The sequence below is a fragment of the Desulfovibrio cuneatus DSM 11391 genome (genome assembly GCF_000430005.1).
GTDB classification, from domain to species: domain Bacteria; phylum Desulfobacterota; class Desulfovibrionia; order Desulfovibrionales; family Desulfovibrionaceae; genus Frigididesulfovibrio; species Frigididesulfovibrio cuneatus.
In genome coordinates this window covers 26,144-37,291 of sequence record NZ_AUCY01000033.1, presented here as the reverse complement: position 1 = coordinate 37,291, position 11,148 = coordinate 26,144, and the positions used below count along the sequence as shown (strand labels likewise).

Sequence of the window (11,148 nt, the reverse complement as noted above, 5' to 3'; positions counted from 1 at the left end):
ATGAACAGCCAGCAAAGCTGTCTGTTCCCTCCGCCCTCGCTCCACGGCTCGCTATGCTCGCGACTGCCGTCGGCTTTAGGGAAGGTTTGCGTATAAGGTGGAGCAGGGTAGAGAAGTCCAGCACCCGCCTCAAAAAAAACTTGCGCCTTGCCCAACGAAATAACGCAGCGTTTCCCTAAAAGCCCACTTCTTCATTGATAAACACAAGGTGAATGCGTCCTTTGGGGAAGCTGCGTTCTGTAATGGTCCAGGTGGAGCAAATGCGTTCCGGGCTTTGGCAGTTCATGCATTCCCCAGTTTTGGTGCAGGGGGTTTGGCGGTTCAGGCGCATGGCGTTGGCTGGGCCGGCAATGTTGCGTGTGCGGTCCATGGCAGCTTCCAGGGTGGGGCAAAGTTTGTTGCGGCCAATAAACAGTACAACTTTTTTGGGGCCAAACTGCACAGCAGCCGTGCGGTTGCCAATGCCGTCCAGCAGAACGAGCTGCCCGGTTTCTGCCACGGCGTTTACCGAAGTAATGTACAGGTCTACCGTAAGCGCTTTGCGGCGCAGTTCTGTGGAAGCTTCTGGCGGTAATGAATAATCGTATGTATTGAGCACTTCAATGTCTTTGTGGGCAAGCAGGGCATCCAGAACGCCACTTTGTTGCACGCTGACAGAACCGCCAAAGCTGACCGTTTTAGGGGCACAGGCCGGCACCACCGTATGCATTAGCAGTGTCGCAGCATCTTCAATGGATTCCACCACGGAGGTTTCAAACCCCATTTTTTCAAATTGCTTGGCGGTCTTTTCCAGGTGCAGGCGCCAGGTGGCGGTGCGGGCTTCTAATACGGGCAGGGTTCTGGGGTCGTTCTTTTTGGATGTCGGCATGGAGTGTTCCTTGCAAAGTGGCTATCTGTTAACAGATGTGTTGAGGCGATTTTGGACCACGGCAAGCGCGTCTTGCAGTACTTTTTCCAGTGGTTGGGTGGCATCCAGCACAGCAAAACGGGCATGGTTGCGGGCGGCAAAGGTCACGTAGCCATGCTGCACGCGCTCATGAAAGGCCAGGGCTTCTGCTTCAAAACGGCCTTCAGTTGTGCTCATGCCTTTTCGGGCATTGCGCTTGCGGGCACGTTCCAGGCCAATAGCCGCAGGGGCGTCCAGCAATAGGGTCAGGTGGGGCCACAGCCCTTGGGTGGCGCGCTCATTCAGGCGCACCAGTTCTTCCACGTCCAGCCCCCTGCCATAGCCCTGGTAGACAATGGTGGAGTCGGCGTAGCGGTCGGAAATAACAATGTTCCCTGCGGCAAGGGCTGGCCGTATTACTTCATGCACGTGCTGGGCCCTGTCTGCCAAATACAAAAAAAGTTCTGCTTCGGGCACAATGCTGTGGCGCACGTCTAATAGCTCGGCCCGCAGCACTTGGCCCAGGCGGCTGCCGCCGGGTTCGCGGGTTACAATATAGGGGCGGGCGGTTTCATCCAGCCAGGCGCACAGGCCACGCAGCAGCGTGCCTTTGCCTGCGCCTTCTATTCCTTCAAGAGTAATGAACATTGGCTCACCTGGGGCAAAGGGTGGGTGGGGGTGTCCTGCTTTTTTTCCGCACTGGCCTGGGCGGAAGCTTTGGCAGGGGCTTTGGGCGCTGGCTGCGGGCTTGGCTTTGCCCGGAACAGGGCGCGCTCCAGGGAGGGAACATAGCCGGACCAGCCGCTTTCGTCTTGGGGCAGGTCGGCCAGGGCGGTTTCCACCTGCTGCATTTTGGCATCAATATTGTCAGCATAGTGCAGCATAATGGCTTCAGCCGTGGCAGGCAGGCGGGGGGAACCAAATTCCAGGGTGCCGTGGTGGCTCAGAATAAGATGTTGCAGATGCTCCACCAACTCAGGCTCCAGCCCGGCTTTGCGCATAAGCGGGGTAAGGCGTTCCAGCCCCTGGGAAATGTGCCCAATAAGCCTGCCCTCCTGGGTGTAGTCAATGGCAAGGCCACCGCTCAGTTCCCACAGCTTGCCAAGGTCGTGGCACAAGGCACCGGCAAGCAGCACCTGTTTGTCCAACTGGGGGTACTGTTCTGCCAGGCGCAGGCTGAGCTTGCACACCGAAAGGGTGTGTTCCAAAAGCCCCCCGGTATAGGCATGGTGCATGGCTTTGGCTGCCGGGGCAGTGAGCAGGGCAGGAGCAATTTCATCATGCGTAAGCACAAGTTGGGCAAATTTGCGCCAGGGCTTGTGGGGCATGTTTTTACGGCACACGTCCTGCAATTCTTCCAGCATGTCCTGCGGTTTTTGGCGGCTTGCCCGCATAAACAGGGAAAGGTCAAGTGCCGCAACTTGCTCGTCTGTAAGGATATCAAGGGAATCAATGGTGAGTTCCGGCACCTCGCGGTAGCTGCCCACCCGGCCCTGCAACAGCACAATTTGCCCTGGGGCAAGGCTGGGGTAAGCAGCGCTTTGGGGGCTCCATATTTTGCCGCCAATGCTGCCTGTTGTGTCACGAAATTCCAGCCGCCAGTACGGGCCATTTTTGGCTTGTAATTGCTGGGCTGTGCCAATAAGGAACAGTTCTGCCACCTCTGTACCTATGGCAAGTTCCTGCACAAAACGTGTTTTGGTGTAGGGGGAAGGAACCATGAAGGGGATTTTCCTTTGGAGCAAAGATTCAGGGAAACGCTGATGTATAAAAATGAGCAGTTTCAGGCTATTTCGCCAGGGAAGCACTGATTGAATGGCCTGTTGTGGCAGGCACTATAGCACGTGGGCCGTGGGGTGTGCAAAGCCAAAATGTGCCATAGGATGTGAAATTTTGCTTGCCTAGTTGGCCTGAAGAGGCTAAGTAATGGCGTTTAACTAATCACACCTGTTTTTTAGGGCCTGGGGTGCCATGCGGGCGGTTCCGCAAGGTTGAAGGGTCTTGCCGCAGGTGGAAGAACAACCCAACATGGAGTTTTATTATGGCTTATGTAAGCATGAAGCAAATGCTGGAAACCGGCGTTCACTTCGGTCACCAAACCCGTCGCTGGAACCCAAAAATGAAAACCTACATTTTCGGGGCCCGCAACGGTATTCATATTATCGACCTGCAGCAGACAGTAAAACTGTACCGCACTGCCCACGATAAAGTAGCAGACGCAGTGGCCCGCGGTGGTCGTGTGCTCTTCATTGGCACCAAGCGCCAGGCACAGGAAGCCGTTGCTACGGAAGCTGCGCGTTCCGGCCAGTTTTTTGTGGCTAACCGCTGGATGGGCGGCACCCTGACCAACTTTGCCACCATTCAAAAAAGCATTGACCGCATGAAGAAGCTGGAAGCCATGTTTGCTGACGGCAGCATTCAGCGTTACCAAAAGAAAGAACAGCTTACCCTGAAGCGCGAATTTGACAAGCTCATGGCTGTGCTTGGCGGTATTAAAGACATGGAAGGGCTGCCCCAACTGGCCTTTATTATTGACCCGCACCGCGAAACAATTGCTGTGCAGGAATGCCGCAAGCTTGGTATTCCCATTGTGGCAGTAACAGACACCAACTGTGACCCCGACGTGGTGGACTACATCATTCCTGGCAACGACGACGCCATTCGCGCCATCAAGCTGTTTGTTGCCCACATTGCCGACGCTTGCCTTGAAGGCGAAGCCATGCGCAAAGACGGCGGCAAAGGCAAAGATGCTGAAGCTACCTTTGAAAAGGCAGCCGCTGCTGAAGCTACCTTTGAAAAGGCAGCCGCTGCCGAAGCTGCTGAAGCCCCTGCAGAAGCATAAGCTGTACAAGATTGACAGTGGTGTTTCCTGTATTGGGAATGCCACTTGAGTGAAGCCGGGTTCCCCAGGCGAGCAATGCGGCCCACACCGAACTTCGGGTGGTGCCTTGGGGAACTTCCCGGCATTGCCTTGCGGGGCCCCGGCTTTATTTGTTTATGTCAGCTTGTGTGTATGTTATGCGCCAATAAGGCTGGCCTGTATGCTTTGTGCCCATGGGCGTATCTGCCCCATGGCAGTGCTTAAAGCGCTTGAAAAATCAGATTCGGGCAACCTATGCCTGTGAACCGTATTTATTGAAGGAGAAGAGTATGGCGACCATTTCCGCTTCGCTCGTGAAGGAACTTCGCGACCGCACCAGCGCAGGTATGATGGACTGCAAAAAAGCCCTTGAAGAAACCGAAGGTAACCTTGAAGCCGCCATTGACCTGTTGCGCAGCAAGGGCCTTTCCAAGGCTGCTAAAAAAGCAGGGCGTGCCACTTCTGAAGGTGTTGTGGCCCAGAAGGCCACTGCCGACAATTCCGTTGTTGCCATTGTGGAAGTTAAGTGCGAAACCGACTTCGTTTCCCGCGGCGACAAGTTCAAGGCGTTTGCCGAACAGGTTGTGGGCCTTGTGTTTGACAAGAACCCTGCCGATGACGCAGCCCTTGCCGCCCTTGTGGGCGACGAGCTGAACAACCAGATTGCCACCCTTGGCGAAAACATGTCCATTGGCCGTTTTTGCCGTATGCAGGTGCAAGGTTCCGGCGTTGTGGGTTGCTACGTGCACTCCAACGGGAAAATTGGCGTACTGGTTGAGCTGAACTGCAAAAAAGCAGAAACTGCTGCCAAGCCCGCACTGGTTGAACTTGCCAAGAACATTGCCATGCAAGTGGCTGCTGCCAACGCCCTTTCCCTGGACGCTGCCAGCCTTGACCAGGACCTTATTGCCCGTGAACGCGAAGTGTTCCGCCAGAAAACCCTTGATGAAGGCAAGCCTGCCAACATTGTGGAAAAAATTGTGGACGGCCGCATCCAAAAGTTCTACCAGGAAGTATGCCTGCTGGAACAAGTGTACATTCGCGACGACAAAGTGACCATTAAAGGCCTGTTGCAGGCTGAGGGCAAAAACCTTGGCGACGAACTCGGCGTTTCCCGCTTCGTCCGTTTGCAGCTTGGTGAAGAAAGCGAAGCCTAATATGCTAAAGGGCCTTTGCAAAAGCAGAGGCCCTTTTTTTACATCATAACCGGCTGTGGCACTGTATAATTTGCCTTGGTCATAACATGGGTATTAAAGGTCATATGAGTTCTACTGCGTTGCCGTTGCAGGCACACATTACCGGCATTGTGCTTACCCGCAATGGGCAAAGGCTTATGGAGCAATGTCTTGCTTCCTTAAGTTTTTGCCACTCCATTCTTGTGGTGGACTCCGGCAGTACGGACGAAACAATGGCTATTGCCCGGCGCTTTGGTGCCCGTGTTGTGGAAAATGCCTGGCCCGGTTTTGCCAATCAGTTTACCTTTGCCCACGGCCTTGTGGAAACCGACTGGTTTTTTATTCTTGACCAGGATGAAATTTGTCCCCCTGCCCTGGGGCAACGCCTGCAACAGGCTGTGGCCCAGGCCACACGGCACACCAATGAAGGCTCGCACGCTCCTGTAGCGTTTTCCGTTGGGCGTAAGTCCTGGTATTTTGACAGATTTTTACAACACAGTGGGTGGTACCCAGACATTATTGCCAGGGTGTTTCGCCGCGGTCTTGTGTCTTTTTCCCAAGACGCGCACATTCATTATCATCCCCAAGGGGAAACCCGGCGGGTGGGCGCAGTGGGAGAAGAGCTTATTCATTACCCCTACACTTCGTTTTTCCACCACCTTGAAAAGCTCAATGTGTATGCACAGCAAGGGGCAGAAAGCCTGCGCGCCCATGGTAAGCCCGGCGGCATTGCCAAAGGCTTGCTGCACGGGGGTGGCCGCTTTTTGCGTATTTACGTGCTTAAACGGGGCTTTTTAGATGGGAAGGCTGGTTTCCTTGTGGCTGTGCATGGGGCATTTTATGCCTTCTTGAAGTACGCAAGGGTGTTGCAGGCTTCGTGGGGGGAGCCGTTTAACCACCATTAAGGAAACTCTCTTGTTCTGATGCACATCCGCCAGCTACCATCTCATGTTCTGGCAGGGCGCTCATTTGGGCGTAGCCTTCTATTCCAGTGCTGGCTCCATGGATGTGTGCTCGTAATTCCTGAAATTTCTTTATTACACAAAAATTGTGGGGGCTTCCCCATAGCTACTTCCTGTTTTTCGGATATCCGCCGGAAAGCATGTGTTTCATTTCTTTCGCCAACCTATATTCTTCGAGGTACATATGTCCAAACTGGCTTATAAACGCGTGTTGCTGAAGCTAAGTGGCGAGGCCCTGGCAGGTGATGCCGGGTATGGGATTGACCCTGCTGTTGTATCTAATCTGTGCGCTGAAATTTCCCAGGTGCTGGCCCTGGGGGTGGAAGTGGCCTTGGTTATTGGGGGCGGGAATATATTTCGTGGCATTTCCACCTCTGCCAAGGGTATGGACAGGTCTTCCGCCGACTACATGGGTATGCTTGCCACGGTAATGAACGCCATGGCTGTGCAAGACGCGTTGGAAAAACGCGGGCACAGCACCAGGGTGCTTTCCGCCATTACCATGGAGCAGGTGTGTGAAACCTATATTCGCCGCCGGGGTGAGCGCCACCTGGAAAAAGGCCGCGTGGTTATTTGCGCAGCAGGCACAGGCAACCCCTACTTTACCACAGACACAGCCGCTGCCTTGCGGGGCATGGAATTGAAGTGCAACGCCATTATCAAAGCCACCAAAGTGGACGGCGTGTACGACAAAGACCCCATGAAGTATGCCGACGCCAAGCGCTATACCCGCGTGACGTTTACGGAAGCCCTGACCCTGAAGCTTGGGGTAATGGACTACACCGCCATGACCCTGGCTATGGAAAACAATGTGCCCATTATTGTGTGCAGTATGTTTGGCGGCCATATCAAGCGCCTGATGCTGGGTGAAGATGTGGGCACTGTTATCTCTGTAGATTAGGGAAAGGCTGATTGATTGGCGTTTCCATTGGATTATCTCGCACAAAGGGAGCTTACATGACAGACGCTGTAATACAGTGTTTTCGGGCGGATTTTGACCGTTTTTACGACATGATGGAAAAGCAGCTTGCCAGTGTACCGGAAGACCTGTGGCTGGAAACAGCCGGGGGTTTTCCGGTATGGCAGCAGTATATGCACACCTTTGCCAGCATTGAATTCTATGCCATCCGGGAAGAAGGAAAGGCCTGGAAAGATATTCCCTGGACAGGGGAAGAACTGATGCTGTGTAGTGTGCCTGCAACGCCCATGACCAAGGCAGAGGTGCTGGCACTTGCCACCCGCATGCGCGAACTTGCGTATGCCTTCATGGATGGCATGACTGCGGCAGACCTTACCCGCCCCCACCCAGGCATGATGGGCCATTTTAAGCGCCTTATGACAGACCAGAATGCCTTGCTGGCCATGATTCGGCACACCTGTTACCATTTGGGTGCTATAGATGCCGTTTTACGACAGCGGGGTTTGCCCGGCAGCTATTGATGGTCTTTTTGGCTTCTGCCTACGTCAGGCGCGCCCCGCGCGAGGCTCATGTATGCCTCAATACACATCGCACCGCACAGCGCGCGCCTTTCTTGGCAGAACCCAAAAATCCTCATCAATTCCTCGCTAGGGCTTGGTGAATATATACGTGGTGGCTTTGTCACCCTTACGTTTTCACGAAATGCAGGCGAACACAGCAAAGTAACGCAGCCAAAATGTTTCCCTAAAGCCGACGGCAGTCGCGAGCGTAGCGAGCCGTGGAGCGAGGGCGGAGGGAACAGACAGCTTTGCTGGCTGTTCATCTCAACGCAGCTCGAGCGGAAAAAAGAAGGTAATATCCAGCTTTTCTTTTTGTGCAAAATTGGGCATTATAGCAAAGCATTTTTATTTGAGGAGGTTTTTATGGAAGCAGTTAAACACGATGCGGAAGACAGAATGGATAAGGCCCTGGTGGCCCTGGACCGTGAATTTGGTAAATTGCGCACCGGGCGTGCCTCCACCTCTTTGGTGGATGGGGTAAAGGCCGACTATTACGGCACCCCCACGGCCATCAGCCAGATATCTTCTGTGGCCACACCTGATAGCCGCACTATAACCATTCAGCCGTGGGATAAAGGGGCTTTCGGGCCCATTGAAAAGGCCCTGCTCAAGGCAGACCTGGGGCTGAACCCCATGAATGACGGCAAGATTATTCGTATTAGTATTCCGCCCCTTACGGAAGAACGCCGTAAAGACCTTGTGAAAGTTTCCAAAAAATACGGGGAAGAAGCCAAGGTGGCTATTCGTAACATTCGCCGCGATGCCAACGACGCCCTGAAAAAACTGGAAAAAGACAAGGTGCATAGTGAAGACGACATTAAAAAGGCACAGGAAGTGATTCAAAAGGTGACTGACAGCTTTATTGCCAAGGTTGACCAGAAGTGCCTGGCTAAAGAAAAAGAGATCATGGAAATTTAAGGAAACGCTGATTTATTCCGTTTGCCTTTGATTCTGTATTGTCTGTAAAAGCCACACCGCTGCCTTGGTACGTTGGTGTGGCTTTTAGCTTGTTACTTGTCTTTTTTTGCATGCCAACGCTGCTTATGCTGGAGAAAATATGGATTTTCTGCTGAGTCTTGTGGATTTGTTCTGGGTTTTCATGGATTTTTTGCTGCATATTGATGTGCACTTGAAAGAGCTGGTTACCACGTATGGCTTTTGGGTGTATCTTATGCTGTTTATTATTGTATTTTGTGAAACTGGGTTGGTGGTGACCCCCTTTTTACCAGGAGATTCCCTGCTGTTTGCCGGGGGGGCCTTGGCCGGGGCCGGGCTTTTGCATTACGGCTATCTTGTGGTGACCCTGCTGGCTGCGGCAATAATCGGCGATGCCGTGAACTTTCGTATTGGCAAGTATCTTGGCCCGCCCATTTTTCAGCGCGACTACAAACTGCTGAAGCGTAAGCACCTGGAGCAGGCCCATGCTTTTTATGAAAAGCACGGGGGCAAAGCCATTATTCTTGCGCGTTTTATTCCTATAATCCGCACGTTTGCCCCGTTTGTGGCAGGGGTTGCAGGCATGCACCAGGGGCGCTTTTTAACGTATAACGTGGCTGGTGCGCTAATTTGGGTGTTTGGTTTGGTCAGCGCAGGCTACTTTTTGGGCAACTTGCCTTTTGTGCAGAAAAATTTCAGTATTCTTGTGTATGTTATTATTCTGGTTTCAGTGCTGCCTGTTGTGGTGGAGTGGGCAAAGTACCGTTTTGGGAAACGCTGATTTATTCCGTTTTGCAGCGTTATTTTCCCTTTTTTGCAAGGGGGCAGGGCCAAAGGGCCCCCCCTGCAAAAAAGGCTTATGCCTTGCAAAACGAAATAACGGAGCGTTTCCTAAATGCCATATAACAAAGGGTATATTTGTTAGAAACTAGCCACCAAATAGTTTCATTGTGGTTCGATGTAAAAAAGCCTGCTGCATTGTGCAACAGGCTTTTTCTTGTATGCCATGTCTTGCAATAATTACTTCACGACGTTGGTGGGGGCACCCGCCAGGAAGTTGCAGATGTTGGTAAATACGCCGTGCAGCAGGCGGTTGCGGGCTTCCACTGAACTCCAGGCCACGTGGGGGGTAATGAGGCAGTTGGGGGCACCATGCAGAATATGGTGGGCTGGCATGGGTTCCTTGCTCACCACATCCAGCCCGGCCCCGGCAATGGTGCCTTGTTCAAGGGCTGTGCGCAGGTCGCGTTCCTGAATAAGGTCGCCGCGGGCGGTGTTAACAATAAACGCGCTGGGCTTCATGCGGGAAAGCAGGGCGGCATTGACCATTTCCTTACTCTCCGGGGTGGAGGGGCAGTGCAGTGTGACTACGTCTGACTGGGCAAACAGTTCTTCCAGCCCCACAAAGGCGAACGGGGTGTATTCCGGCAGGGGCTTGGGCCGGGGGGCATAGGCCAGCACGTTCATGCCAAAGGCATGGCCCATGCGGGCAACGGCGCTGCCTGTGTCGCCAAAGCCAACCACGCCAAGGGTTTTGCCTGCAAGTTCCACTGCTGGCTGCAACCAAAAGCAAAACTGGGGGCTTTTTTCCCACTGCCCTTGCTCCACCGCGTTGACATGCATGGTAATTTTAGAAGCCAGGTCAAGAATAAGGGCAAAGGTGTGCTGCATGACAGATGCCGTGGAATAGGCCGGCACGTTGCACACGGTAATGCCATGGGCGGCGGCAGTGGGCAGGTCTACCTGGTTGTACCCTGTGGAAATGCACCCCACATAGCGCAGGTGGGGCAGGGCTTCCAGAATTTCTTTGGGCAGGTATACCTTGTTGGTAAGCAGCATGGTGGCATTTTTGGCGCGTTCCACCACGTCGCGGGTGCTGCTTATTTCGTAGCGGGTCACTTCACCCAGGCGGGCAAAATCCGGCCAGGTGCAATCGTCGCCAACACTTCCGGCATCCAGTATGACTATGCGTTCTTTCATGGAAATTGCTCCGTTTCCAAGAGGTATGGAATCAGTGATTTTGTTGAACATGCGTGCTCTGTGCGTAGCCATGGTATGCGCTCTGCGGTATGATGGCAACCAAAAAAAGCCGCCCTTGCGGGCGGTTCAGACTGATGGCAAGGCCCGCCAAGCGTGCTTGCGCCGCCTACCGGCTCTTTTATCGCCGGGCGGAATACACGGAATGCGGGCATGTAACGCCGCAAGTGAATTGCGGCTATGCCCTCTTCCGATTGTTTGTTGACGTTGCCAACAAACAAAAAGCCGCCCTTGCGGGCGACTTTTTATAGCACAATGGTTACCTTGCCGGGGCAAGGCTGCTTCCCATGTTTATGGGTGGCACTTGGACTTGGCGCAACCGGCCAGTTCCTTTTTCTTTTCCTTGTCATCGCCAGCAGTAGCAACGTGGCAGGCTACGCAGGTCTTGAACTTGGCGTCTTTGGCTTTGTGCACAGCCTGGTACAGGGAGTTCACGCTCTTGTCTTTTTTATCAAAGTTGTCGTGACAACCCGCAGTTGCACAGGAGCGGAAATCTTCTTTGCCATCCACAGGGTGGTGGCAGTCGGTACATTTGATGTCTTTGTGGGTGCTGTGGTTAAAAATAACCACTTTAGACATCCGGTTCATCTTAATCCCGTCAGCGGGCGCTTCTGGCTGGGCAGCAAAAGCAGAAGCAGCAAAAGCAGTGCTTAAAAGAAGCACGCCCCCAATAAAGAGCTTTTTCATCATAGCGCTACCTCCTTCACAAGGTATAGTTAAAAAGCTTTGCTTGCATATAGTCCGGTGTTGGTGCACATGTCAAGTTGAATTGGGGTATCAGGCCATATGGTTTTGGGGAAACGCTCAGTTATT

General features: G+C 53.3%; 13 protein-coding genes. 8 read left to right on the top strand and 5 right to left on the bottom strand.

Annotated features, from left to right (window positions below; translation table 11 throughout):
* Positions 1–175: 175 nt before the first annotated feature.
* The 3 genes from G497_RS0109435 to G497_RS0109425 are packed head-to-tail and all read right to left on the bottom strand — an operon-like array spanning position 176 to position 2,607.
* Positions 176–868, bottom strand: coding sequence for a lactate utilization protein (locus tag G497_RS0109435; protein ID WP_084516157.1), 693 nt, complete (start codon positions 866–868; stop codon positions 176–178).
* Positions 869–889: 21 nt separating this feature from the next.
* Complete coding sequence (gene tmk / locus G497_RS0109430) at positions 890–1,534, bottom strand: dTMP kinase (RefSeq protein WP_027187965.1); 645 nt, start codon at positions 1,532–1,534, stop codon at positions 890–892.
* Positions 1,510–2,607, bottom strand: a complete 1,098-nt coding sequence (locus G497_RS0109425) for a 3'-5' exoribonuclease YhaM family protein (protein WP_027187964.1) — start codon at positions 2,605–2,607, stop codon at positions 1,510–1,512. The genes tmk and G497_RS0109425 overlap by 25 nt, the downstream gene beginning before the upstream one ends.
* Before the next feature lie 320 nt (positions 2,608–2,927).
* Here G497_RS0109425 and rpsB point away from each other — a divergent pair, with 320 nt between their 5' ends.
* From rpsB to G497_RS0109385, 7 genes are all read left to right on the top strand, one after another.
* Positions 2,928–3,728, top strand: coding sequence for a 30S ribosomal protein S2 (gene rpsB / locus G497_RS0109420; RefSeq protein WP_027187963.1), 801 nt, complete (start codon positions 2,928–2,930; stop codon positions 3,726–3,728).
* A 308-nt stretch (positions 3,729–4,036) separates the two neighbouring features.
* Positions 4,037–4,903, top strand: coding sequence for a translation elongation factor Ts (gene tsf / locus G497_RS0109410; protein ID WP_027187962.1), 867 nt, complete (start codon positions 4,037–4,039; stop codon positions 4,901–4,903).
* A gap of 104 nt (positions 4,904–5,007) precedes the next feature.
* On the top strand, positions 5,008–5,826 hold the full coding sequence (locus G497_RS0109405; RefSeq protein WP_034637401.1) for a glycosyltransferase family 2 protein: 819 nt from the start codon (positions 5,008–5,010) through the stop codon (positions 5,824–5,826).
* A gap of 241 nt (positions 5,827–6,067) precedes the next feature.
* Entirely contained in the window at positions 6,068–6,784 is a 717-nt protein-coding gene (gene pyrH, locus G497_RS0109400; protein ID WP_027187960.1) for a UMP kinase, read from the top strand.
* 56 nt (positions 6,785–6,840) lie between these two features.
* Positions 6,841–7,323, top strand: coding sequence for a DinB family protein (locus G497_RS0109395; protein WP_027187959.1), 483 nt, complete (start codon positions 6,841–6,843; stop codon positions 7,321–7,323).
* A 402-nt stretch (positions 7,324–7,725) separates the two neighbouring features.
* On the top strand, positions 7,726–8,280 hold the full coding sequence (gene frr / locus G497_RS0109390; RefSeq protein WP_027187958.1) for a ribosome recycling factor: 555 nt from the start codon (positions 7,726–7,728) through the stop codon (positions 8,278–8,280).
* A gap of 139 nt (positions 8,281–8,419) precedes the next feature.
* Entirely contained in the window at positions 8,420–9,079 is a 660-nt protein-coding gene (locus G497_RS0109385; protein ID WP_034637392.1) for a DedA family protein, read from the top strand.
* 239 nt (positions 9,080–9,318) lie between these two features.
* On the opposite strand, the gene G497_RS0109375 is transcribed toward G497_RS0109385, so the two are convergent.
* Complete coding sequence (locus G497_RS0109375; RefSeq protein WP_034637404.1) at positions 9,319–10,278, bottom strand: D-2-hydroxyacid dehydrogenase; 960 nt, start codon at positions 10,276–10,278, stop codon at positions 9,319–9,321.
* An 89-nt stretch (positions 10,279–10,367) separates the two neighbouring features.
* On the opposite strand from G497_RS0109375, the gene G497_RS0109370 reads away from it, so the two are divergent.
* Positions 10,368–10,586, top strand: coding sequence for a hypothetical protein (locus tag G497_RS0109370; protein WP_027187955.1), 219 nt, complete (start codon positions 10,368–10,370; stop codon positions 10,584–10,586).
* Between the two features lie 40 nt (positions 10,587–10,626).
* Here G497_RS0109370 and G497_RS0109365 read toward each other — a convergent pair whose 3' ends face one another.
* On the bottom strand, positions 10,627–11,025 hold the full coding sequence (locus G497_RS0109365) for a cytochrome c3 family protein (RefSeq protein WP_342663668.1): 399 nt from the start codon (positions 11,023–11,025) through the stop codon (positions 10,627–10,629).
* Positions 11,026–11,148: the final 123 nt, after the last annotated feature.

Bases quoted from the DNA above. Each gene is read 5' to 3' on its own strand.
- G497_RS0109435 (WP_084516157.1), bottom strand. From the start codon at position 868: ATGCCGACATCCAAAAAGAACGACCCCAGAACCCTGCCCGTATTAGAA.
- tmk (WP_027187965.1), bottom strand. From the start codon at position 1,534: ATGTTCATTACTCTTGAAGGAATAGAAGGCGCAGGCAAAGGCACGCTG.
- G497_RS0109425 (WP_027187964.1), bottom strand. From the start codon at position 2,607: ATGGTTCCTTCCCCCTACACCAAAACACGTTTTGTGCAGGAACTTGCC.
- rpsB (WP_027187963.1), top strand. From the start codon at position 2,928: ATGGCTTATGTAAGCATGAAGCAAATGCTGGAAACCGGCGTTCACTTC.
- tsf (WP_027187962.1), top strand. From the start codon at position 4,037: ATGGCGACCATTTCCGCTTCGCTCGTGAAGGAACTTCGCGACCGCACC.
- G497_RS0109405 (WP_034637401.1), top strand. From the start codon at position 5,008: ATGAGTTCTACTGCGTTGCCGTTGCAGGCACACATTACCGGCATTGTG.
- pyrH (WP_027187960.1), top strand. From the start codon at position 6,068: ATGTCCAAACTGGCTTATAAACGCGTGTTGCTGAAGCTAAGTGGCGAG.
- G497_RS0109395 (WP_027187959.1), top strand. From the start codon at position 6,841: ATGACAGACGCTGTAATACAGTGTTTTCGGGCGGATTTTGACCGTTTT.
- frr (WP_027187958.1), top strand. From the start codon at position 7,726: ATGGAAGCAGTTAAACACGATGCGGAAGACAGAATGGATAAGGCCCTG.
- G497_RS0109385 (WP_034637392.1), top strand. From the start codon at position 8,420: ATGGATTTTCTGCTGAGTCTTGTGGATTTGTTCTGGGTTTTCATGGAT.
- G497_RS0109375 (WP_034637404.1), bottom strand. From the start codon at position 10,278: ATGAAAGAACGCATAGTCATACTGGATGCCGGAAGTGTTGGCGACGAT.
- G497_RS0109370 (WP_027187955.1), top strand. From the start codon at position 10,368: ATGATGGCAACCAAAAAAAGCCGCCCTTGCGGGCGGTTCAGACTGATG.
- G497_RS0109365 (WP_342663668.1), bottom strand. From the start codon at position 11,025: ATGATGAAAAAGCTCTTTATTGGGGGCGTGCTTCTTTTAAGCACTGCT.